Consider the following 22,677-nt stretch of genomic DNA (forward strand, 5'->3'; position numbering starts at 1 on the left):
CGGGCCGTCGCTTCACGCCATCCCGCTACGCAGTTTCGATGTCTTGTGCAACTCGACCCAGTAGCCGTTGAGTTCGTCATCGGGCACGTTGAAGCGCTGCAACCATGCCTCTGTTGCCACGCGAGTATTGAGCAATGGCGCGGTGCTATCTACTGTTCCGCCTTGCAGGATATCGGACGATTCCGCCACGATCAGGCGCAGCGCATGATTCAGCAGCACATACGCGGCAGGCGGACGAGGGGGGATCCCCTTTCCCACCGGAACGCCTGCAACCGGCTCCGTGCCCGCCTGAATGACGAGGCCGCCGTCGCCAAGCGGTGTTTTGCGGAACCAATCAGGGGGAAGCATCAAGCTGTCGGCCCCGCCGACGCTGCGAACGAGATCAGCATCGAGCGCGGTCAACCAGTCAACTGTCTTGATCTTGCCCGTTAGGTCGCGAATGGACGTGCTCGCGGGCTCTCCGACGTCGATACCCGGCCCGTACCGCCGACACCAAAAATACTCGCTCGCTTCATTCGCCTCAGTGTTGAGCGGGGGAAGATTCACACCGAACCCGCCGTGTCCCCAAATGGTTGGAACCGTTGCGGCGAACTCGGCAAACATCGCCTCAAATGCACCGGGGCAAATTTGCAGGAAACGTCGCGGAACGGTGAACACCATTACATCGAGGCCGCGGGTTCCCATTTCGGCTTGCCAGTCTTCAAGGCAGAACACTGAGAACTCGTAAAAACCCGTTGCGAGCTTGTGGTCTGCACTCGTCGTCACGGACACAAGCATTTCGCTGCTCTGCAATTCTGTTGCCAGTCGCGCGAAGCCGCGAGCCTTGTCGAATGCCGCCGGGCTCTTGCCTTCTTCGTAGAACCAGCGCATCGGCCCTACATTGGGTGGTTCGAGCCCTGCTGCCTTGGCAAGCGCCAGTTCGTAGTCTGCGATTGCCGTTACGTAACGATCGTAGCAGCGCACAAGCGCCTCCCGAACGGCCTTCGTGTAGCCGCCCTTGAAGTACAGCGCGCCGCGCACGACCAGCGCAGCACCTACGATCGCCTTTTGATGCGCAGGCTCGTATAACCCGAACGGGAGAGTGTCTTGTCGTCGTGGATCGTTGGCCCACGCTACCAGTTCGTCACGCGTCATGATCTTTAGAAAGGGAAAGCAACGCCGGGGTTTCCGGGGCCTGGCGGAGGAACTGGCAGACCTGATGGCCCCATGCTGCTATGGCTTCCTGCATCGTTCCCGAACACGTCATCAGTTGCAGTATGGCTCTGGGTTGATCGCGCCGATTGCGTCTCAGATTGTTTGTCGGAACATCCACAGGAGGCTCGATCCAGCGGAGCATATTTGCTTCTGCTGCCAGCAATACGAATGTACGCATCTTTCTGACCCGACCCGAACGTGTCATCGAATTTCATCTCAACCACCTTCTTGATATTCGATTGTACGGGCGGTTGAGACGGATCATTCACGATCACAACGTCGGGGCGGCGAACGCCGGGGCCGCCTGCCCGTTTGTCCCTGCGATAGCCACCCATCCTTCCCGGCCATTTATCGCGAATCCAGTCCAGCAGGTTGTCGTGAGGTATCAGCGAATCGTCGTCTGACATGATCGGGGTGGGCGGTTCCTGCCTCAAGTCATAGGTGACTTCAGGCAAGTATTCCGTTGGCTTGCCGCTCATCATGCGGGAAGTTTCGTTCGCGAAATCTAGTCGCTGCGCGACACATGACAAGGCGACGCTGACCGTCCAGTACGTTGCCGACAACGGGGATATTCTGCTGCGCAGCGGCGGGGCGATCGCATGGCGATTCAACAACCCTGGCAACATCCGCCCGCCGAGCGATCACAAGAAGCACCCGAACGGCGGGATTATCAAGACGCACATCGGTATCGGAGACTCCAAGAGCGGCGAGTTCTTGATCTTTCCCGACTACGAGACCGGCCTGAATGAAAAGAAGGCGATGCTGCGTCGGAAATACAATCCGATGTCGATCTCCGATGCGATGTATGTCTATGCGCCACCGAAAGAGAATAATACGGAGAAGTACATCGCGTTCATCTGCGACGGGACCGGGTTCGACCGCACGCGCAGGATCGATTCGATGAGCGATGCCGAGCTCGATTCGATGATGAAGACGATGGAGCGGTACGAAGGGTACACGCGTTTATCAAGTCACGGCACGAGCAGTGGATCCGTACGGCAACGGTGACGCTCTCGGATGGCGCAAAGCCGATTCCCGACCAGAAGGTCGTCGTGCAGAGCAAGGGCAAGACCCTGTCGGCGAAGACCGACCGGACGGGGCAGCTTCCGCTGTTGCCGTTCGAAGCGGCAGGTGAGCAGTTCAAGCTGTTCATCGAGCGATCCGAAGGGCTGAAGGAAATCGGCACGATCGTGACGCAGGCGAAATCGTCGGCCTATGTGTTCTTCCACGATCTGCTTGCGGTTTCGGCCCCGACCGGCGCGCACTTTGCGAAGGATCCCGTCCGTCACGACAAGCCTGCGGGCTTTCGTTACAAGATCGTGTCCCACGACACGCTTGGCAAGATCGCCGCAAAATTCAAGGTGAGCGTCGAGCAGTTGCAAAAGGACAATCATCTGCATTCGACGCGAATCTTCGCCGGCGATTATCTGTATATCAACATGACGAAGCCGGGGGGCGAGCACGCACCGCGTTCGCCAGGCCATTCGAAGCCGGACGCCGCGCCGGCGAACACGGACGGCAGCAACGGCGGCACGGGCAAACCGGCCGGCGACGGCGCCGGACAGAAGGTCGACCTGAGCCAGATCGCGAAACCGGCTCCGGGCGCGGCGGCACCGGCTGGCACGACGAATCATCCGAAGGCGGGCGTGCCCGCTGCAGCGAGCACGGGGGCAGGTGCTGCGCACGCGGAGCCGGCCCGCGCTGCGGCACCTGTTACGGGTTCGGATGCGGGTGCCGTGGCGTCAGCGCCCGCGACTGCAAACAAGCCGGGGAAGCCCGACGCCACGCTCGATCGCAGCAAGCAAGGGCAAGGGCATCCGATTGCGACGCTGAACACGGATTCAGGCGAGGCGCCGTGGATGGCGCATGCAATCGAACAGGCCAAGTTATGGCACGGGCAGAAAGAGGACGTGATTACGCAGACGATCAACTATCATGAGGAAGTCGGCGTCAATCTCAAGACGCTGGTCGGCAACAGCAATCCATGGTGCGCGTCGTTTGCAAACTGGTGCCTGCATCAGGCCGGGTATCCGATGACGTCCGCACCCGCGGATTCGCAATCGTTCCGGCACAGCAAGAACTTCGTGAAGATCGACAAACCCGTGTTCGGCGCCGTTGCCATCTACAAGCATCCGAAGGGCGGACATGCGGCTTTCGTCTATGCGCAGACGAGCACGGGCGCACCGATCCTGCTTGGCGGAAACCAGAGCGATGCGATCAACTTCGGCATGCAGAAGGCCTCAGAACTGAAGGGGTTCTTCGTGCCTGCCAGTTACCTGAAGTTTGCGCAGGATCGTCTGGCCAAGGGCATCGAGCTCGAAAAGAGCACGCCGAAAGACCTCAACAACGAGTTTCACATTACCTTTGCTCAGAAAAAGAAAAATGCAGATCGTTAAGACGTGGTGCATCACCGTCCTGGTTTCGGTGCTGGCCGGCGGCAGTACCGTCGCATTTTCCCGACCGCTGGCGCGAGACTGCCTGACGCAGGCCGAGGTCAAGCAGATGGACCGCGACTTCTGGGTGACTTTCCCGTCGCCGGACGGTTTCGCCGCCTACGCAGCGCCGAAGTTTTCGCTGGGTACCAATATCACAGAGCTTTCGCAGTCGCTTGCAGCGACTGCGAACGGTCCTGCGCGGGCGCGTGCCGTCGCCGCATTCCTTGCCCAGCATCCGGACGTGTTCGGATCGTTCAAGACCGCGCACGACTCGGCATACCTCTACTATCCCGGACACGATCACAGTCCGGATGCCGTGCGTACTTCGTCGACGTTCCCTGTCGGGCAGTGCGTTTCCGAATTCAATTACTCGACCGATCTGAGTCATGCCCAGTGCGTCGCCGGGCAGCGTATCCGGGCATACAGTCTGTCGTTCATCAAGGACAAGGGGCGCGTGATGTTGCGAACGGGCGTGCTCGGACTCGACTCCTGCAACTGAACTGCGCGCCGCTGCACGGATTGACGCCCTGAGGCTTCTGTCGGGTAAGCGGCATGGCGGCGGCAAGTTGCGACAGTCCTGCGCATAGAGGCAGATAGCATCACATCTGCCTGAACAGCCCCGCATACGCACGACTGACCGGCAGCATCTCCCGCTGCCCGCGCACGCGAATCCGCAACCGTCCCAGCAGGTCGCGCTCGACGCGATCGATCGCCGCGTACGCGACGATCACGCCGCGATGCACCTGCGCGAACCGCTCCGGATCGAGCCGCTGCATCAACTCCTTCAGCGGCGTGCGAATCACGAGCCGTTCGCCGGCCGTGACGACTTCCGTGTACTTGTCCGATGCCTGGAAATACAGCACGTCGTCGACCGATACGAGCCGCGTCGCGTCCTTCACGCCCACGGTCAGCCAGCGGATCGGCGCCGTGTCGCGCGATTGCGCCGCCTGCGCGAGCGCGTCGGCATGTGCGACGGCCGGCCCGCCGCGCTGAAGCTTCGCGATACAGCGCAACAGCCGTTCGTCCGTCACCGGTTTCAGCAGATAGTCGACCGCCGCGCGATCGAACGCGTCGACCGCATATTCGTCGTAGGCCGTGACGAACACGACATGCACGTCGGGTGCCAGCGCAGCCAGCTTCAACCCGTCGATGCCGGGCATCCGGATGTCGAGAAACGCGATGTCCGGGCGCGGCGACGCGTTCAGAGCGGCCAGCGTTTCGACGCCGTTGCGCGGCATCGCGACGATCTCCAGTTCGGGCCAGAGTTGCCGCAGCCGCTGTGCGAGCGATGCGGACAGGTTCGGTTCGTCATCGGCGATGAGGGCGGTCGGCATGTCAGTCGATCGGAATCAGCAGCGTGGCGGTGACGCCATGCGCGGCGCCGGCATTCGTCTCGACAGCGACGCGGCCGCGCTCGCCGTGCAGCGTCCTGATGCGCGCGGCGACGTTGGCGAGCCCGACGCCGCCATGCAGGCGCGTGTCGCCTTTGCCGAGGCCGACGCCCGTGTCGATCACGTTCAATTCGAGCATGTCGCGTCGCATCCTTCCGCGAATGGCGATCACGCCGCCGTCGATCGACGGCTCGATCCCGTGCAGCAGCGCATTCTCGACGAGCGGTTGCAGCAGTAGCGGCGAGAACGGCAACGTGTGCAGATCCGCCGGGACGTCGATCGCATACGACAGCCGCTCGCCGAGCCGGATCGACGCGATCTTCAGCAATGCCTCGACGAGTTCGAGTTCCTCGCCTAGCGTCGACGTCGCATTGCGCGTGCGTCGGAGGCTCGCACGCAGGTAGCGGTTCAGGCTGTCGAGCATCGTCGATGCGCGCGCCGGATCGCGCTCGATCAGGCTTTGCACGTTCGCGAGCGTATTGAACAGGAAGTGCGGCTCGATCTGCGCCTGCAGCAGCGCAAGGTGTGCTGCGGTCTCGGCTTGGCGCGCTTCGGCGGCTTCGCGGCGTTCGGTTTCGAGCGTGGCACGCATGCGCATGGACTGCAGGAACAGCGACACGCACACGAACAGGACGGCCGAGACCAGAAGCGACGGCCCGTAGTTGTCCCACGTGACGATGCGTGCCGAACCGAACACATGCGGCACCGTCCCGCCGACGATCGCCGCCGCAATCTCGAATCCGGCAAAGACGCTGACCGGCGCGATCACGACGGCCTTCAGCGCGAGCCCCGATACGCGCGGCAGCAGCCGGTTGGCGGCAGCACTCAACAGCAGCGCGCAGAAGCCGACTGCGTTGGCGACGACGAGGTAGGAGACGACGGGTTCGTGGAAATGGATGACCCAGAAGCCCAGACCGACGACCGAGTTGAAGCATGCAAACCCGAGCAGCGCCATCGGATCGCGCAGCCATCGCGGCGCGCTTCCGGCGGGCGGCTGCGGAATCGGCGAAGTGTCGGGCGTGGCTCGCATGGTGTCGGGTGAATGGGGGGCGCGATGCGTATATGGCCTGACCTTACCGCCGGACGTGCCGGCAGCGCGCGGGTTGCGACGAGCGGCGCGCGGCCTCGACGAAGCGCATCGGCTGCCGACGGTTGGCCGCCTTCGGTCACGAGTGTAGTGGAACGGGTGGCGGAAGGACACCGGGCGATGCCGGTTTCGCGCCGCACACTAAGCGTCGACCAGGCGGTGAAGCGGGTTCTTTCGGACGGTGCCGGCTGCCATCGTTCGATGGCGCGCCAATCTTCCCGACCAGCCGAACGACCGTCGCCACGGCACGCAATTCGTCCGCGAATTCCGGCCTCCCGTCGCAAGTCGTGCCGCCGGAAGGGACCGGGCAGTACGGTGTCGCCGTGTCCACTCCGATCAGGCGACTCCGACCATGTCCGCGCTCTTTCACCTGAAGCCATACGTGTACGTGATGTTCTGCGTGCTGCTCTACATCGGCATCAAACGCTGTTTCCCGCGCGAGGTGCCGGCGGCACGGCCGCTGATCTCGCCCGTCGCGTTCGGGATGCTCGGCATCGTCAGCCTGAACGGTCTCTTTCCGCGCGCCGGCGTCGACGCGAATGCGATCGCACTGACCACTGTCCTGGCCGGCGCCGCGCTGGGCTGGCTGCATGCGGGCCGCTGGCGGCTCGCGTACCGTGCGACGCCGTCGGGCTTGCGCGTGCGCCTGCCCGGCGATGCGAGCCTGCTCGTCACGCTGATGCTGACCTTCGTCGCCGAAACATGCATGCATTACGCGGTTGCCGCACGCGAGCCGTGGGCGGCAGCGCGCGGCTTCGTGATGCTGTCGTTCGCGGTGTGGGGCGTACTCGTCGGGATGCCGCTCGGGCGTGCGGGGAACGTGGTCGTGCGCTGCATGCGCCATGCGGGCGAATCGGCGCGTAGCGGCATCCCGTATTCGGTCGATCCGCGCTGACGGGCGCGAAACGGAAGGCGGGTAAGCGGGAAAGCGCGCAGCTGTCGGCCACGAACGCGATACCGTTCGTCATCGGCAACCGGATCGGCATCGAGCCGAACGCGCGTGTGACGTGCGTCGTTGCGCCCCTGTTTTGCTGTCACGGTCGCGTCACGATGCGCCCATAAGGTTGCACGTTCCCGTCGCGGCGGCATCGCCGGAACCGGGACGTGCGCAACCTGCTTCCGACGACGTGCCCGCGTCGCAGGCGGGCAACCGGGATCTCGCTCCCGGCCGCGCACCGTTCATGCATTCCACCATTTCATTCGAAAACAGGATCGACGCCGGATCGCGGACGATCAGGAGACAGGGACCATGTTGAGTCCGCATGAATTCTCGATGCTGCTGCGCATTGCGCGTACGCCCGACAGCGTCGATCAATCGAATCCGGCCTTCGCCGTGCTGGTCGAAAAGCGGCTGGTCGTCGATACGCAGGTGCGCATGAACGCGGTGGCGGCGCGCCCGGCGCTGACGCCGATCGGCCAGATGCTGCTGGCGCGCTTCGACGAAGCGGCCTGAGAGGAAGCGTCACGCCTTCATCGAGACGAAGGGCGTGACGCGTTGAAACGCCGGGCCGCTTACTGCGCGACCGGCACCGTCACGTCGCTGCCGAACCAGTGCATCGAGATCTTCTTCAGCGTGCCGTCCTTTTGCAGCGATTCCAGTGCGTCGTTGATCGCCTTCTCGAACTTCGGGTTGCCCTTGCGGAACGGGATCGCCATTTCCTGCTTGCCGCCGTTCAGCACCGCGCCCGCGCGCAGCGGCAGGTTCGACGTCTTGATCATGTACGGCAGCATCAGGCGATCGTCGAGCGTCGCCTCGATCCGGCCCGCGGCGAGGTCGCGCAGCTTCTCCGGCGCGCCCGGATAGGTCTGCACCTCGATGCCCGGCACGGTGCGCGCCATCTGGTCGTAGTTGGTGCCGAGCGTCACGCCGAGCTTCTTGCCCTTGAAGTCGTCGAGCGACTTGAAGTTGCGCGCGTCGTCCTTGCGCTGGATCAGCTGCGCGGCCGAGTACGTGTACGGCTGGCTGAAGTCGAGCACTTCCTTGCGCTGCGGCGTGATCGTGACCTGGTTGACGATCACGTCGAACTTGCCGGCCTGCAGGCCCGCGATGATGCCGCTCCATTCGGTCGGGATGAACTGCGTCTTCACGCCGAGCTTGCCGGCGACCGCGTTCGCGACGTCGACGTCGAAACCCTCGAGCTGGCCCGACGTGCCGCGCGAGTTGAACGGCGGATACGTGCCTTCGAGGCCGACGCGCAGCACGCCGGCTTTTTTCACGGAATCGAACAGGTCGTCCGCGTGCGCGGCGACGGCCGTGAAGCCGAGGGCCGACGCGAGCAGCAGGCCCGACAGCAGGAACTTCGAACGTTTCATCGCAGATCTCCAGTGTTCAATATGGTGTTGTCGTGAGGGCCGCGCGCCGGCCGGGCCCGGCGGGCCGCAATACGGACACGTAGACACTACTCGCAACCGAGCCGCGCCGAAAGTCGAATTGGCCCTGATTGCGATCGATTTCATCGGAGCCCGGTGACGTGACGGCGTATGCGGAATAATCTGACGAAAGCCGCCGGTTCGGGGCATCGAAGCCGTCGGGCCAGGAGCAGATCGACATGGATTTCAGGTTCTTCGCCGACGTCGCGACCTACACGTTCGAGGACGGCGTTCACGTCGTCGGCCTCGCCGATCGCGATCCGCCGACGCATTACGTCATCCTTCAGCGTGGAACGGAAGACGACGAGCAGGATGAGGCACTCGGCCTCGACACGTATTACATGGAAGTCTGCGAGAACGGTGTCGCCGGCTATGGCGGCGTCGAATCCGTGTCGCTGCGCGGCGAGATGCTGAATATCGAACTGGCGCCGGACGCGGCGTGGGCGCAAGGGTTGGGGCTGGTTACGATCGTGGTTCGCGCGACCGACAGGCTCGACCATGTGAAGCAGGGGCTGACGGCGATCTTCGCGGGAACATCGACGAGGCTGCGCATCGATTGACGCGCACCGGGAAGCGGGCGGATGCGGAATTGGCATAATCACGGCCTGCCGCGAGGATCTCGCGGCCGATGCAACGTAATCATCCCGGATACCACAGCAATACCCATGTCGACCGACTCCACAACCGAAGTGTCGCTGCAACAAATTCTCGAACGCCCCGGCGATTTCTCCGGATGGCTCTACCTGCCGCCGATGCCCTGGACGCTCGATACGGAGGGCGTATTCTCCGACGACACCGGAGGCGACGAAGAGATCGCGGTGCCCGACATCGCCCGGCAATCCGGCTGGCAGGTCACGCTGGACAGCGCGACGATCGAGGACATCGTGATCAACGCGCACGACCAGATCGACGAGCCGAGCATGGCCCAGTTGTTCGACGCGTTCGTGTTCTACATCGAAAACGACGCCTTCATTCTGTTCTGACGACACGCAGGCCACGCAACAGGACGTGCATGAAATGAACACGACGGACGATCAGGCGGCGCTACGTACGCGTCAGGACGCCGTTTGCGCGCGGTACGGCCTGCCCGCCGTCGAACCGGAAGACATGGTCGCCGTGGCCATGTCGACGCTTGGCCGGATGCCGGTCTACGGCACGCGCACCGCCCTGTCCGAAGGCGACAACATCGGCTGGTTTTTCCATTGCGGCGAGTATTCCGGCGCAGCAGATTTCTATCAGCCGCTGCATGCCGCGCATCTGTCGACCTACCTGCCGTCGGTGCAACCGTATCTGGGGTTGCCGCCCGGCGCGCGTTTCATCATCGACGATGCGGGCTACGAAGACGTCTGGATGGATTGGCCCGCCGATGAGGGAGCGCCGTGAGCGCGCAGCGAACCCGCACGACCGAAAGTGACGATCCACAACGAAAAAGGACCGCCTGGCGGTCCTTTTCCATATCGAGCAACCCGCGCTGCTTAGGGCAACGAAATCGTCAAATTGGCCGACTCCGGGCCCACCTTGATCACCTGCGAATAAGGTGCGAGCGCCTGCAGTGTCTTGTCCTTCAGATACGTGTTGAGCCCGAGGAACCCGAGCAGCGCCACCAGCGTGAACACGGTCCCGATCGCCCAAACCGGCACCTCGCGCTTCAACCGGTGCGCAATCTGATCCGGCAACGGCCAATGCGGCGCGAACGGCGCCCGCTTGCCCTTCATATGCGCGATCTCATCGCCCAGTCGCGCCGTCAGATAAGCCAGCTTCTCCGGCCCTTCGAGCAGATACTTCCCCTGGAACCCGAGCAGCAGGCACATATGAAACACCTCGAGCGACTGCAGCCGCGCCGCACCTTGCGCACGACATTCCTCGAGATACTGGAAGAACTTCTCGCCCGCGAGCTGCTCGCCGAACAGCACGAGCTGCAGCGGCCGGCGCTCCCAGTCCGTGCGGATCTTGAACTGCGACGACAGCACCATCTCGTCGATGGCCGCACAGAACGCGAACTTCGCGCTGTACACATCCTCGGCCGCGATATTCAGCTTCTTCGCGCCGCGCTCGAAATCCGACAGGAATTCCTGGATCCGCGTGCTGAACTCGCTCGCGCTGTCCGGCTCGCGGCCGTTCTTGAGCAGGAACAGCATGAAGAAGCCGTCGTACAGCAGGTCGAGCAGCGAACGGGCCTGGAACGCGGAGTCCGTCGACGCCGGGGTATGCATGGGTGCCGGCGCGTTGTCGCCGAACAGGGAAGGCGCGTAGCTCATGATGTGACCGCGATCAGTTCGAATTTCAGGTCATTGATGCCAGTCGGCGCGTAGATCATCGCGGACTGGGCCTGCAGCATGCGCTCGTACAGCGCGCCGCGCGAATCGAGCGAGAAGTAGCACGCGCCGGGCCGGACCGGAATCGCGGGCGGCACCTGCGGCGTGTACGACAGCCGCACGCCGGGCATCGCCGACAGCACGAGCTTGTCGACGTCGTCGGGCGCGCCGACCTTGAAGCGGGCCGGCACCGCATCGACGAGCTCGACGCTCGGCATGTCCGCGGACACCGCCAGGTAGAACTCGGTCTTGTCGTCGATCTTGCCCGAATCGAGGCGGCCGAGGTGGAACGACGGACGCACCTCGTCGAGCGTGATCGCGAAGTAGCGCGTCGAGATCACGGTATCGAGCAGCTCGCGCAGCATCAGGTCGAGACGCGCAAAACTCGGGCCCGGATCGTCGTGGCGGTACACGGGCAGGTCGGCGAGCGTATAGCCCTTCGAGAACGTCATCAGCTGGCCCGCGAGGCGCAGCAGCTCCTGGAACAGCCGCTCCGGATGCAGCGCCGCGTGCTGGTGCAGGTGCGCGAGCGTCGCGAACGCGGCGTTCGCGGTATGCAGCAGCCAGAACGACGCGATGTCGCCCGAGCGGAATTCGATGATGTTCTTCGACGGCTCGCGGTGGAAGCCGTACAGCGCATTCACCTTGGCCTGCAGCGCGTCGACCAGCTGGCGCAGCCGCTGGTGCAGGATCGGCGACGCGTCGATCGCGAGGCACGGCGGCACGAAGCTGTCGTCGATCTCGAAACCGGACGTCGCGGTGCGGCGCACGCGCACGAGCGGCACCGACAGCAACTGGTCGCGCGGTTCGCTGTGCGCGATCAGCTTGACCTGCGTCTTCAGGAACGTGATGTCGGCTTCGGCCGCGTCGGTGAAGTTGTCGGCGACGCTCGTCTGCTCGCTGACGAAGCGCGTCATGAAGCCGGCGGCCGGCTCGTCGCTGTAGTTGGTGCCGTTCTCGCGCAGCGGGTGCAGCGCGAGATAGAACACGAATTCACTGATGCCGTCAGGCAGCGTGTCCAGCGCGATCGGCGGCGGCAGGTCGTCGGCCTGCGGCGCGGCATACAGCGCGCCGTCCGGGAACACGAGCGCGAGTTCGGCAACCCGCAGCACGTTGCTGCCGAGTGCGTCGCGGTCGATGCGCACGGAGCGCACGCCCCAGTTGTACGGCTGGATCGCCTGGATGGATTCGAACAGGCGCGCCTCGTGGTACGCGTCCTGTCGTTGAAAGTGTTGAGGCCGGAGGAACAGCCCTTCCCCCCACAGCACCTTGGCCGAATAACTCATGTCAAATCCGGTTAATGTGGCGTTGCGATGTAATCGATTTGTTCGAGCCCGAATTAACTCGCCAATTGTTAACTCTTGTTAATTGACATTCGTGCGTCATGTTTAACCGCAGGAGACCGAAGAAAGCATATTCAGCGGTTGCGAAGGCGCACCCTGTTGCGGTGCAATGACGGTGCCATCGGTGACCGTCATCGCGCAATTATGCAGGCCGATGATTATGCCGGATTTCTCCGACTTCACCGGATCGAACGTCAGTTTCCATCGTTGTAGTGCGGGATCGCGGAACAGCGCGACGATGCCGAATGCCTGCGCTTCGCGCGAGACTTTCTCGGTCGCCGTATAGCGCTGGCCCGGAATCAGCGTGATTTCGCGCACATTCAGCAGGTCGGCGCCGAGCGCGGCCTTTTCCTTGGTCGGATCGGTGAACGCGTCGAACGGCGCCTGCTGGAACGACGTCGGATCCTTCAGCGCGTAGAGCCGCACGACAAGCGCGAGCGGCTTGTGGTCGGTCGCGGCATTCAGGTTCGGCGCGGCAGCGAGCGTGAGCCCGATATTGCGCGGCGGCTTCTGCGCATCGGGCACTTCGGGCTTGCCGATGCCGGCGGCCGACATCACGGCGCTTGCGGCCGAGCCGAGCAGCGGGGCGGCCGCGCATCCGGCCAGGAGCGCGCAGGCAACCAGCAGCAGCGCATAGCGAATCATGGACGATCTCATCGTGTTTCCGGCGTGCCGCCTTTATCCCTGTCAAAACTGCCGGGTATTTCCGCGTTCGACGCGTATGCCCGACATTGCACCGTTCAACTATTAAGCACGCCTGCGTCGCGGCAAGCGCCCGGAAATTTTTTCCGCCGCCCGGGCGGCGCGTCGCGCAACCAGTAAAACTTGCGCATTCCAGCCGCAAGAAAAACCGCCGCGAGCCTGCCGCGAGAGGCCATTCGAGGGGGTAGCGCCCGGTTTTAAAAGGAATTACTCTTCACACGACGATTGAATTATGAAAAATTGATCGGTACTATACCCGCGCGCTTCTTGCAAAGCAAAAGAACCAGATTCTCAACGATTTTAAAACTCACGCGCCGGTGGATATAACGATGAAAGACCGTCTCTTCGCAAAACTGTCTGGGGTAGTGGTGGCTTGCGGCGTGATCGCCGGCTGTGCGAGCCAGCCTCCCGCGCCGCCGACTGCCGAGGTGTTCAACAAGTCGCTGGCCGATGCGGACGCGGTTGCGAAGGCGGGTGACCAGGACAAGGCGCTCGGCCTGTACCAGCAGCTCGCGAAGTCGGACCCGACGCGCGAGGAACCGTGGTCGCGCATCGCGCAAATCCAGTTCGCACAGAACCACTACGGGCAGGCGATCGTCGCCGCGCAGGAAGCACTGCAGCGCGATGCAACCGACCGTCAGGCAAAGAGCGTGCTGGCCGTCGCCGGCCTGCGGATCGCGACGCAGTCGCTCGGCGAGCTGCGCCAGGATTCGTCGCTGGCAGGCGACGCGAAGTCCGATGCGCAGGCGCTCGCGAAGCAGTTGCGCGACACGCTGGGCGAATCGGCGCTGTTCCCGCCTGAAACGAAGTCCGTGAAGCCGCGCCCGCCGCGCCGGATCGTCCATCGTCCGAAGGGGGGCGCCGCACCGGCAGCCGAGGCCGCCACCGCCGCGGCCACCGCGGCCACCACGCCGACGCCGCCCGCCACACCGCAAAAGAGCGGCGGCGATCCGTTCGGCGCACTGCGCAACTGACGCGAAAACCACAACTAACCTGGGAGCCGTCGATGGCCAAGAAAGAAAGCATTCAGAAAAGCTTGCAGAAAATACGGCCGCCGCGCGTCCAACTGACCTACGAGGTCGAGAAGGGCGACGCGATCGAGGTGAAGGAACTGCCGTTCGTCGTCGGGGTTGTCGGCGATCTGGCGGGCCAGTCCGAAATCGAGCAGCCGAAGCTGCGCGACCGCAAGTTCGTCAATATCGACCGCGACAACTTCGACGACGTGATGAAGGCGATCGAGCCGCGTGCCGCGTTCCAGGTGGAAAACCGCCTGAGCCCGGAAGGCGGCAAGTTCGCGGTCGACCTGAAGTTCCGCTCGCTGTCGGATTTCAGCCCGGACGAAGTCGTCGAACAGGTCGAGCCGCTGCGCCGCCTGCTCGAGGCACGCTCGAAGCTCGCCGACCTGCGCAACAAGCTCGCCGGCAACGACAAGCTCGAGGATCTGTTGTCCGAGGTGCTGAAGAACACGCAGCAGCTGCAGGAGCTCGCGAAGGGCACCGGCGGCGACAAAGACGGCGAATGACGACGGAGTGTTGAGATGAACCAGCAAACGGCTGCGGCCCAAGCCAGCGGCGCGGAATACGCCGCCGGGACCTCGCTGCTCGACGACATCGTCGAGAAGAGCAAGGTCGCGAAATCCGATTCCGAGCATGCGCGTGCGAAGGACCTGATCGGCGAACTCGTGCACCAGGTGCTCGACGGCACGGTGATCGTGTCGGACAACCTGTCGGCGACGATCGACGCGCGCGTCGCGGAACTCGACCGCCTGATCTCGACGCAGCTTTCCGCGGTGATGCACGCGCCGGAATTCCAGCGCCTCGAAAGCACGTGGCGCGGGATGGATTACCTGGTCAAGGAAAGCAATACGGGCCAGACGATCAAGATCAAGGCGCTGCACGCACCGAAGCGCGACCTCGTGCGCGATTTCAAGGGCGCGAGCGAGTTCGACCAGAGCGCGCTGTTCAAGAAGGTCTACGAAGAAGAGTTCGGCACGTTCGGCGGCTCGCCGTTCGGTGCGCTGATCGGCGACTACGAGATCTCGCGCCAGCCGGAAGACATGTACTTCATCGAGCAGATGTCGCACGTCGCGGCGGCTGCGCATGCGCCGTTCGTCGCGTCGGCGTCGCCGGAGCTGCTCGGCCTCGAGTCGTTCTCGGACCTCGGCAAGCCGCGCGATCTCGGCAAGGTGTTCGATACCGTCGAATACGCGAAGTGGAAGTCGTTCCGCGACGCCGAAGATTCGCGCTACGTCGGCCTGACGCTGCCGCGCTTCCTCGGCCGCCTGCCGTTCAATCCGAAGGACGGCCAGACCGCGGAGAACTTCAATTTCGTCGAGGACGTCGACGGCACCGATCACGACAAGTACCTGTGGTGCAACGCCGCGTGGGCATTCGCTGCACGCCTGACGGCCGCGTTCGACGACTTCGGCTGGTGCGCGGCGATTCGCGGCGTCGAAGGCGGCGGCCTCGTCGAGGACCTGCCGACCCACACGTTCAAGACCGACGACGGCGAAGTCGCGCTGAAGTGCCCGACCGAGATCGCGATCACCGATCGCCGCGAGAAGGAGCTGAGCGACCTCGGCTTCATCCCGCTCGTCCATTGCAAGAATTCAGATTACGCCGCGTTCTTCGCTGCGCAGTCGGTGCAGAAGCCGAAGAAATACAGCACCGACAGCGCGAATGCGAACGCCGTCCTGTCCGCCCAGCTTCAGTACATCTTCTCGGTATCGCGCGTCGCGCACTACCTGAAGGCGATGATGCGGGACAAGATCGGCAGCTTCGCATCGGCGCAGAACGTGGAGACTTTCCTCAACCGGTGGATTTCGCAGTACGTCCTGCTCGACGATAACGCCTCGCAGGAACAGAAAGCGCAATTCCCGCTGCGCGAGGCATCCATACAAGTGTCGGAGATTCCGGGCAAGCCGGGCTCGTATCGTTCGGTCGCGTTCCTGCGCCCGCACTTTCAGCTCGACGAACTCTCGATTTCTCTGCGACTTGTCGCTGATCTGCCCAAACCGGCAAATTCATAAGCGAGTAAATCGCCCGGGCGGGCCGCCTGGGTAGGACGTTAAAACCACCTCTTTGGGGAGTCGAAGGGCCATGTTACATATGCACTTGCAGTTTGGTAGTCCGGCGGTGAAGGGCGAATCCGCGGACAAAGACCATCAGGGCTGGATCGAACTGAAATCGTGGGATCACTCGATCGTTCAGCCGCGTTCGGCAACCGCATCGACCGCTGGCGGTCACACGATGACGCGTTGCGAGCACGGCGACATGATTTTCACGAAGGAAATCGATTCGTCGAGCCCGCTGCTGTACCAGCACGCTTCGGGCGGCACCACGTTCGACGAGGTGACGGTCCATTTCTCGCGCGCAGACGGTGAAGGCAAGCGCGTGCAGTATCTGGAAGTCAAGCTCAAGTACGTGATCATCTCGAGCATCGCCCCGAGCGTTCGCGAAGAAGGTCTGCCGCTCGAGACGTTCTCGCTGAAGTACGCGGCCGTGCAGTGGAAGCAAACCCAGCAGAAGATCGGCGGCAACCAGGGCGGCAACACGCAGGGCGCCTGGAGTCTGACGAAGAACGACAAGACCTACGCGGTCTAAGGTCGGTTGCGGCAACGGGGCGCACGGCGTCCCGTTGCCGTTTTCGCAGTTTTCGCCGGCCGATGAAACGATTCGAACCCAGTTTTCTCGACAAGCTGTTCGACGACGAACCGCACCTGCCGGCCTCGGCAGCGATGCGGCAATTGTCGCTGGACGAGCTCAAGAGCACGGTCGCCCGCGACGTCGAGGCGATCCTCAACACCCGTATCGCGCACACCGAGAACGAGCTGGCCGCGCTGCCGGAATGCCAGAAATCGGTGCTGACCTACGGACTGAACGATTTCGCGGGGCTGAGCCTCGCGAGTCACTACGACCGCGCGTTCATCTGCAAGTCGATCCAGCAGGCCATCGCGCGCCATGAGCCGCGCCTGCAGCAGGTTCAGGTGACGTTCGAGCTGAACGAGCAGGCGACCAACGCGCTCTACTTCGCGATCCAGGCGCTGCTCGTCGTGCACCCGGCCGAGGAGCCGGTGAGTTTCGACGCGATGCTGCAGCCGTCGACGCTGCAGTATTCGGTCACGCGCGCACGCGCCGCGAGAATGCAGTAAATCAAGCTGCCGAGCGGGCCGGACCGCCCGGTGGTGGATCAGGTCCGGCAGGAAATATTGAGGTTCGGGGTCGTCGATGGAAGAATTGCTGCCGTATTACGAGCGCGAATTATCGTTTTTGCGGCGCTATTCGCGAGATTTCGCCGAACGCTATCCGAAAATCGCGGCGCGGCTCGCGCTGTCCGGCGAGCATTGCGAGGATCCGCACGTCGAGCGGATGATCGAGTCGTTCGCGCTGCTCGGCGCGCGCATCAACAAGAAGCTCGACGACGACTACCCCGAATTCACCGAAGCGCTGCTGGAAGTGCTGTATCCGCACTACCTGCGGCCGTTCCCGTCGTGCTCGATCGCGCAGTTCACGCCGGCGTCGCCCGGCCAGCAGACCGAACCGGTCGTGATCGACCGCGGCACCGAGCTGAAGAGCCGCCCGATCCGCGGCGTGCAGTGCCGGTTCCGCACCGCGTACGACGTGACGCTCGCGCCGATCCGCATCTCGGAAGCGCGCTACACGCCGGTCGCGCTCGCGCCGAGCGCGACGGTGCTGCCGTCCAACGCGACGGGCGTGATCTCGATCACGTTCGAATCGCTCGCCGCGCAGCTCGATCTCGGCGCGCTGAAGGTGCCGACGCTGCGCGCGCACCTGCACGGCGAGCAGTCGTTCGTCGCCGCGCTGACCGACTGCCTGTTCGTCAACGTGCTCGGCGCGTATGTCGAGCCCGAACGCAACGGCCGCTGGACTGCGCTGCGCAAGCTGCCGATCGAGCAGGCCGGCTTCGGCGAAGACGACGCGCTGATCGACTACCCGGCGAAATCGCATCCCGCGTATCGCCTGCTCACCGAATACTTCGCGTTCCCCGACAAGTTCGATTTCGTCGATTTCGACCTCGCGGCGATCGCGCGTGCGTCGGGGCGCTGCCAGCGCGCGACGCTGCATCTCGTGTTGCAGGACGTGCGCAACGATTCGCACGTCGCGCGGCTGCTCGAACTGCTGACGGCGAGCCATTTCCGGCTGTTCTGCACGCCGATCGTCAACCTGTTCCGCCAGCACGGCGAACCGATCCGCATCACGCACCGCGCGGTGTCGTACCCGGTGATCGCCGAGGCGCGCCGCGCGTTCGCGTACGAGGTGTACTCGATCGATTCGGTGAAGCTCGTCAGGCAGCAGGCGCATGAGGAATCGGTGATCGAGTTCCGGCCGTTCTACTCGCTGCATCACGGCGAATCGGCGCGGATCGGTCACTACTGGTTCGCGCGCCGCAACGACTGGGTCGCGCAGAAGAGCCCCGGCTACGAAACCGAGATCTCGATCGTCGACATCGATTTCGAGCCGACGTCGCCGCAAACCGACACGCTGAGCCTCGACCTCTCCTGCACGAACCGCGACCTGCCGGCGATGCTCGCGTTCGGCCTCGAGGGCGGCGACCTGTTCCAGGAAGGCGGCGCGCAGACCAGCGGCATCTCGATGCTGCGCCGCCCGACGCAGAGCGTGCGCTTCGAGCGCGGCCGCGCCGCGCACTGGCGGCTCGTGTCGCACCTCGCGCTCAATCACGTGTCGCTGGTCGCGCACGGCCTCGCACCGCTGAAGGAAATGCTGACGCTGTACGACCTGCGGCGCACCGCGGTGTCGATGCGCCAGATCGACGGCCTGGCCGGCGTCGAGCAGCGCGGCGCCGTGCAGTGGCTGCCCGGCAAGCCGTTCGCGACCTTCGTGCGCGGCATCGAGATCCGCCTGACGATCGACGAGGAGCACTTCGTCGGCGCGAGCCTCGCGTCGTTCGTGCGTGTGCTCGACAGCTTCTTCGGGCTTTACGTCCACCTCAACAGTTTCGTTCAACTAGTCGTCGTGTCGAAGCGCACCGGCGAGGAGATCATCCGATGCAAGCCCCGGACCGGCGAATCGATCCTGGCGTAGTCGACGCGCTGCTCGACGAGCCGCACCGCTTCGAGTTCTTCCAGGCGGTGCGCGTGCTCGAAGGGCTGTTCGCGCGGCAGGCGTCGGATGCGCCCGGCGCATGGCGGCAGGGCGACGTCGTCGCGCAGCGCATCGAATTCCGCAACACGCTGTCGCTCGGTTTTCCGCCGAGCGAGATCGAGGGCGCGCGCTCGTTTGACGACGACGGTACGCTGCTCGACTCGGGCGAACAGCGCGGCGCCGCGCTCGCGGCCGGCGAACTCGGCCACGTCGAGCTGACGCCCGCGTTCTTCGGGCTGCTGGGCGGGCAGGGCGCGCTGCCGCTGCACTACACCGAGCAGATCGTCGCGCGCGAGCACCTGAAGCGCGACCACGCGGCACGCGCGTTCTTCGACGTGTTCTCGAACCGCGCGACCGCGCTGTTCTATGCGGCGTGGAAGAAATACCGGCTGCCGTTCCATTACGAGCTCGATCGCGACGAGCGCTACCTGCCGCTGCTGCTCGCGATCGCGGGCGTGCCGAGCGACGAGGTGCGCGACAGCCTCGCGGCCGGCGCGGGCGGCGTGCTCGACGAAGCCGTTGCCGGCTACGCGCTGGCCGCGCGGCACCGGCCGATGTCGGCCGCGTACCTGCAGCGCACGCTGTCCGATTACTTCCGCGTGCCGGTGAAGATCGACCAGTTCGTCGGCAAGTGGTACGACGTGCCGCCCGACCAGTTGAGCGTGCTCGGCGAAGTCAACGCGGTGCTCGGCGCGACGGCGCTGGTCGGCGAGCGCGTATGGCAGCGCGACATGCGCGCGCGGATCGTCGTCGGCCCGCTGTCCAAGCGCGACTATGAGGCGTTCCTGCCCGGCGGCGCGCACGCGGTCGCGCTCGAACGGATGCTGACGCTGCTCGCCGGTGTCACGCTCGAATACGAGGTGAAGCTGGTGCTGAAGCGCACCGAGGTCGGCGCGAGCGTGCTCGGCGCGGGCTCGCGGCTCGGCTGGGACGCGTTCCTCTGCACGCGCGACGCGATCGACGACCGTTCGGACGCCCGCTACGAACTGCACGTGATTCACTGATTCCGAACGACAACAACACGCAATCGAACCTGAGATCGACGCCATGAGCACGCCTCTGAAGACCCTGATCACGAAACTGAACCCGCTGTGCCGGCACGCGGCCGAGCGCGCGGCGAGCGCGTGCCTGGCGCGCGGCCACTACGAGGTCGATCTGGAGCACCTGTTCCTCGCGCTGCTCGAGGAGCCGGCGGGCGACCTGCCGCTCGCGCTGCGCGCGAGCCGCGTCGATCCGCATGCGCTGCGCGCCGATCTGGAGCGCGAGTTGACGCGCCTGAGAACCGGCAACACGCGTACGCCGGTGTTTTCGGTGCACCTGATCGCGCTGTTCGAACAGGCGTGGCTGATCGCATCGCTCGATTCGCAGCTCGGCCGCATCCGTTCGGGGCACCTGCTGCTCGCGCTGCTGACCGCGCCGGATCTCGCGCAGTTCGCGCAGCGGATGTCGTCGCAGTTCGCGGAAGTGAATGTGACGGACCTGAAGCACAAGTTCGACGAGATCGTGGCCGGGTCGAGCGAAGCCGAGCCGCGCCAGGCCGATACCGACGACGGCGGCGTGGCGCCGGCCGCCGACGGTGCCGCGCCCGCGGCCGGCCCGTCGAAGACGCCCGCGCTCGACACGTACACGACCAACCTCACGCAGCGCGCGCGCGACGGCAAGATCGATCCGGTGATCGGCCGCGAAGCCGAGATCCGCCAGGCGATCGACATCCTGATGCGCCGCCGCCAGAACAACCCGATCATGACCGGCGAGGCCGGCGTCGGCAAAACCGCCGTCGTCGAAGGGCTCGCGCTGCGGATCGCGGCCGACGACGTGCCGCCGCCGCTGCGTGGCGTCGCGCTGCACGTGCTCGACATGGGGCTGCTGCAGGCCGGCGCGAGCGTGAAGGGCGAGTTCGAGAACCGGCTGAAGAGCGTGATCGACGAGGTGAAGAAGAGCGCGCATCCGATCATCCTGTTCATCGACGAGGCGCACACGATCATCGGCGCCGGCGGCCAGGCCGGCCAGAACGATGCGGCGAACCTGCTGAAGCCGGCGCTTGCGCGCGGCGAGCTGCGCACGATCGCCGCGACGACGTGGAGCGAATACAAGAAGTACTTCGAGAAGGACGCGGCGCTCGCGCGGCGCTTCCAGGTCGTGAAGGTCGAGGAGCCGAGCGAGCCGCTCGCGGCCGCGATGCTGCGCGGGATGTCGGGCCTGATGGAGACGCACTTCAACGTGCGGATCCTCGACGATGCGATCACCGAGGCCGTGCGCCTGTCGCACCGCTACATCAGCGGCCGCCAGCTTCCCGACAAGGCGATCAGCGTGCTCGACACCGCGTGCGCGAAGGTCGCGCTCGCGCACAGCGCGACGCCGGCCGCGATCGACGACACGAAGAAGCGCATCGAGCGGATCGACGCGGAAATCGCATCGCTGGAGCGCGAGGCAGCGGGCGGCGCGTCGCACGACGAGCGGCTCGGCGAGCTGCGCGGCGCGCGCGACACGGCGCTGGAGCAACTCGCGAAGGACGAAGCACGCTACGAAACCGAGCGCGCGATCGTCGCCGAGATCACCGAATTGCGCGACACGCTCGACAACGCGCGCGGCCCGTCCGAAGACGGCCAGCCGGTCGACGTGCAGGCGACGCGCGACAAGCTCGGCGAACGCGTCGCGGCGCTGCACGCGCTGCAGGGCGGCGAGCCGATGGTGCCGCTGCAGGTCGACGGCCACGTCGTCGCCGAGATCGTCGCCGCGTGGACGGGCATTCCGCTTGGCCGGATGGTGAAGGACGAGATCGACACCGTGCTGAACCTGCAGCCGCTGCTGACCGCGCGCGTGATCGGCCAGGACCACGCGCTCGACGCGATCGCGCAGCGCGTGCGCACCGCGACCGCGAATCTCGAGGATCCGAACAAGCCGCGCGGCGTGTTCATGTTCGTCGGGCCGTCGGGCGTCGGCAAGACCGAGACGGCGCTCGCGCTGGCCGACATCCTGTACGGCGGCGAGCGCAAGATGGTCACGATCAACATGAGCGAGTACCAGGAAGCGCACAGCGTGTCGGGCCTGAAGGGCTCGCCGCCCGGCTATGTCGGTTATGGCGAAGGCGGCGTGCTGACCGAGGCCGTGCGCCGCAACCCGTATTCCGTCGTGCTGCTCGACGAGGTCGAGAAGGCGCACCCGGACGTGCTCGAGATGTTCTTCCAGGTGTTCGACAAGGGCACGATGGACGACGCGGAAGGGCGCGAGATCGACTTCCGCAACACGCTGATCATCCTGACGTCGAACGTCGGCTCGACCGCGGTGATGGCGGCGTGCCTGAACAAGCCGGCCGAGGAGCTGCCCGATCCGGACGCGCTCGCCGAGACGCTGCGCCCGCAGTTGTACAAGACGTTCAAGCCCGCGTTCCTCGGCCGGATGAAGGTCGTCCCGTACTATCCGATTTCCGACGACGTGCTGGCCGAGATCATCGAGCTGAAGCTCGAGCGGATCCGCCGCCGGATCGAGGCGAACCACAAGGCCGCGTTCGAATGGGACGAGTCGCTCGTCGAGGCGGTGCTGGCGCGCTGCACCGAGGTCGATTCGGGCGCCCGCAACGTCGACCATATCCTGAACGGCACGCTGCTGCCGGAGATCGCGGGCCACGTGCTCGGCCGGATCGCCGACGGCGCGGCCATCGCGCGCATCGCGGTGCGCGCGGACGAGGCCGGCGAATTCGCGTACACCGTCGAATAAG

The 22,677-nt window shown here is 64.7% G+C and carries 24 protein-coding genes; 16 read left to right on the forward strand and 8 right to left on the reverse strand.

Features of this window, described 5'->3' with window-relative positions:
* Positions 1 to 12: 12 nt before the first annotated feature.
* Together ABD05_RS07895 and ABD05_RS35865 are read right to left on the reverse strand one after the other, a co-directional pair.
* Complete coding sequence (locus ABD05_RS07895; RefSeq protein ID WP_047899637.1) at positions 13 to 1,134, reverse strand: DUF3396 domain-containing protein; 1,122 nt, start codon at positions 1,132 to 1,134, stop codon at positions 13 to 15.
* A 5-nt stretch (positions 1,135 to 1,139) separates the two neighbouring features.
* A complete protein-coding gene (locus ABD05_RS35865) occupies positions 1,140 to 1,676 on the reverse strand; it encodes a VRR-NUC domain-containing protein (RefSeq protein ID WP_082146066.1) in 537 nt (178 codons plus the stop codon).
* Between ABD05_RS35865 and ABD05_RS38865 the strand changes: the two genes are divergently transcribed.
* From ABD05_RS38865 to ABD05_RS07905, 3 genes are all read left to right on the forward strand, one after another.
* Positions 1,675 to 2,202 (forward strand): hypothetical protein, encoded by a 528-nt coding sequence (locus ABD05_RS38865; RefSeq protein ID WP_238594104.1) that lies wholly within the window; start codon positions 1,675 to 1,677, stop codon positions 2,200 to 2,202. The two genes, ABD05_RS35865 and ABD05_RS38865, sit on opposite strands and share 2 nt — an antisense overlap.
* A 182-nt stretch (positions 2,203 to 2,384) precedes the next feature.
* Positions 2,385 to 3,590, forward strand: a complete 1,206-nt coding sequence (locus ABD05_RS38870) for a TIGR02594 family protein (protein WP_238594105.1) — start codon at positions 2,385 to 2,387, stop codon at positions 3,588 to 3,590.
* Positions 3,577 to 4,128, forward strand: a complete 552-nt coding sequence (locus tag ABD05_RS07905) for a hypothetical protein (protein ID WP_053059929.1) — start codon at positions 3,577 to 3,579, stop codon at positions 4,126 to 4,128. The genes ABD05_RS38870 and ABD05_RS07905 overlap by 14 nt, the downstream gene beginning before the upstream one ends.
* Positions 4,129 to 4,228: 100 nt before the next feature.
* On the opposite strand, the gene ABD05_RS07910 is transcribed toward ABD05_RS07905, so the two are convergent.
* Both ABD05_RS07910 and ABD05_RS07915 read right to left on the reverse strand, forming a co-directional pair.
* Positions 4,229 to 4,963 (reverse strand): LytR/AlgR family response regulator transcription factor, encoded by a 735-nt coding sequence (locus ABD05_RS07910; protein WP_047899638.1) that lies wholly within the window; start codon positions 4,961 to 4,963, stop codon positions 4,229 to 4,231.
* 1 nt (position 4,964) lies between these two features.
* Positions 4,965 to 5,987, reverse strand: a complete 1,023-nt coding sequence (locus ABD05_RS07915; RefSeq protein WP_420796361.1) for a sensor histidine kinase — start codon at positions 5,985 to 5,987, stop codon at positions 4,965 to 4,967.
* Between the two features lie 472 nt (positions 5,988 to 6,459).
* Between ABD05_RS07915 and ABD05_RS07920 the strand changes: the two genes are divergently transcribed.
* Together ABD05_RS07920 and ABD05_RS07925 are read left to right on the forward strand one after the other, a co-directional pair.
* A complete protein-coding gene (locus ABD05_RS07920; protein ID WP_047899639.1) occupies positions 6,460 to 7,002 on the forward strand; it encodes a hypothetical protein in 543 nt (180 codons plus the stop codon).
* 354 nt (positions 7,003 to 7,356) lie between these two features.
* Positions 7,357 to 7,560 carry a hypothetical protein gene (locus tag ABD05_RS07925; protein ID WP_047899640.1) on the forward strand — a complete coding sequence of 68 codons (204 nt, stop codon included), beginning with the start codon at positions 7,357 to 7,359 and terminating at the stop codon, positions 7,558 to 7,560.
* A 59-nt stretch (positions 7,561 to 7,619) separates the two neighbouring features.
* Here ABD05_RS07925 and ABD05_RS07930 read toward each other — a convergent pair whose 3' ends face one another.
* Positions 7,620 to 8,420 carry a transporter substrate-binding domain-containing protein gene (locus ABD05_RS07930; RefSeq protein ID WP_047899641.1) on the reverse strand — a complete coding sequence of 267 codons (801 nt, stop codon included), beginning with the start codon at positions 8,418 to 8,420 and terminating at the stop codon, positions 7,620 to 7,622.
* Positions 8,421 to 8,656: 236 nt separating this feature from the next.
* Here ABD05_RS07930 and ABD05_RS35285 point away from each other — a divergent pair, with 236 nt between their 5' ends.
* From ABD05_RS35285 to ABD05_RS07945, 3 genes are all read left to right on the forward strand, one after another.
* Positions 8,657 to 9,037 carry an Imm10 family immunity protein gene (locus ABD05_RS35285; protein WP_053059930.1) on the forward strand — a complete coding sequence of 127 codons (381 nt, stop codon included), beginning with the start codon at positions 8,657 to 8,659 and terminating at the stop codon, positions 9,035 to 9,037.
* A 105-nt stretch (positions 9,038 to 9,142) separates the two neighbouring features.
* Positions 9,143 to 9,460 (forward strand): DUF7716 domain-containing protein, encoded by a 318-nt coding sequence (locus tag ABD05_RS07940; protein WP_047899642.1) that lies wholly within the window; start codon positions 9,143 to 9,145, stop codon positions 9,458 to 9,460.
* 34 nt (positions 9,461 to 9,494) lie between these two features.
* Positions 9,495 to 9,860 (forward strand): immunity protein Imm33 domain-containing protein, encoded by a 366-nt coding sequence (locus tag ABD05_RS07945; protein WP_047899643.1) that lies wholly within the window; start codon positions 9,495 to 9,497, stop codon positions 9,858 to 9,860.
* Between the two features lie 92 nt (positions 9,861 to 9,952).
* Here ABD05_RS07945 and icmH read toward each other — a convergent pair whose 3' ends face one another.
* The 3 genes from icmH to tssJ all read right to left on the reverse strand — a co-directional run bounded on the left by icmH (position 9,953) and on the right by tssJ (position 12,792).
* Positions 9,953 to 10,735: a type IVB secretion system protein IcmH/DotU gene (icmH, locus tag ABD05_RS07950; RefSeq protein ID WP_047899644.1), complete on the reverse strand. Its 783-nt coding sequence runs from the start codon at positions 10,733 to 10,735 to the stop codon at positions 9,953 to 9,955.
* Positions 10,732 to 12,078, reverse strand: coding sequence for a type VI secretion system baseplate subunit TssK (gene tssK / locus ABD05_RS07955; protein ID WP_047899645.1), 1,347 nt, complete (start codon positions 12,076 to 12,078; stop codon positions 10,732 to 10,734). Before tssK ends, icmH begins: the two co-directional genes overlap by 4 nt.
* A 102-nt stretch (positions 12,079 to 12,180) precedes the next feature.
* On the reverse strand, positions 12,181 to 12,792 hold the full coding sequence (gene tssJ / locus ABD05_RS07960) for a type VI secretion system lipoprotein TssJ (RefSeq protein WP_047899646.1): 612 nt from the start codon (positions 12,790 to 12,792) through the stop codon (positions 12,181 to 12,183).
* Between the two features lie 374 nt (positions 12,793 to 13,166).
* Here tssJ and ABD05_RS07965 point away from each other — a divergent pair, with 374 nt between their 5' ends.
* From ABD05_RS07965 to tssH, 8 genes are all read left to right on the forward strand, one after another.
* The gene (locus tag ABD05_RS07965; protein WP_047899647.1) at positions 13,167 to 13,811 is read left to right on the forward strand and encodes a tetratricopeptide repeat protein; all 645 of its coding nucleotides are present in this window, start codon (positions 13,167 to 13,169) and stop codon (positions 13,809 to 13,811) included.
* 32 nt (positions 13,812 to 13,843) lie between these two features.
* Positions 13,844 to 14,359 (forward strand): type VI secretion system contractile sheath small subunit, encoded by a 516-nt coding sequence (tssB, locus tag ABD05_RS07970; protein WP_006484395.1) that lies wholly within the window; start codon positions 13,844 to 13,846, stop codon positions 14,357 to 14,359.
* A 15-nt stretch (positions 14,360 to 14,374) separates the two neighbouring features.
* The gene (gene tssC, locus ABD05_RS07975; protein WP_047899648.1) at positions 14,375 to 15,865 is read left to right on the forward strand and encodes a type VI secretion system contractile sheath large subunit; all 1,491 of its coding nucleotides are present in this window, start codon (positions 14,375 to 14,377) and stop codon (positions 15,863 to 15,865) included.
* Between the two features lie 70 nt (positions 15,866 to 15,935).
* Positions 15,936 to 16,439, forward strand: coding sequence for an Hcp family type VI secretion system effector (locus ABD05_RS07980; protein WP_006477093.1), 504 nt, complete (start codon positions 15,936 to 15,938; stop codon positions 16,437 to 16,439).
* 62 nt (positions 16,440 to 16,501) lie between these two features.
* The gene (tssE, locus tag ABD05_RS07985) at positions 16,502 to 16,987 is read left to right on the forward strand and encodes a type VI secretion system baseplate subunit TssE (protein ID WP_047899649.1); all 486 of its coding nucleotides are present in this window, start codon (positions 16,502 to 16,504) and stop codon (positions 16,985 to 16,987) included.
* Between the two features lie 76 nt (positions 16,988 to 17,063).
* Positions 17,064 to 18,899 carry a type VI secretion system baseplate subunit TssF gene (tssF, locus tag ABD05_RS07990; protein ID WP_047899650.1) on the forward strand — a complete coding sequence of 612 codons (1,836 nt, stop codon included), beginning with the start codon at positions 17,064 to 17,066 and terminating at the stop codon, positions 18,897 to 18,899.
* Positions 18,863 to 19,963, forward strand: coding sequence for a type VI secretion system baseplate subunit TssG (gene tssG / locus ABD05_RS07995; RefSeq protein ID WP_047899651.1), 1,101 nt, complete (start codon positions 18,863 to 18,865; stop codon positions 19,961 to 19,963). Before tssF ends, tssG begins: the two co-directional genes overlap by 37 nt.
* A 43-nt stretch (positions 19,964 to 20,006) precedes the next feature.
* The gene (gene tssH / locus ABD05_RS08000) at positions 20,007 to 22,676 is read left to right on the forward strand and encodes a type VI secretion system ATPase TssH (RefSeq protein ID WP_047899652.1); all 2,670 of its coding nucleotides are present in this window, start codon (positions 20,007 to 20,009) and stop codon (positions 22,674 to 22,676) included.
* Position 22,677 lies beyond the last annotated feature (1 nt).

Source organism: Burkholderia pyrrocinia (genome assembly GCF_001028665.1).
GTDB classification, from domain to species: domain Bacteria; phylum Pseudomonadota; class Gammaproteobacteria; order Burkholderiales; family Burkholderiaceae; genus Burkholderia; species Burkholderia pyrrocinia.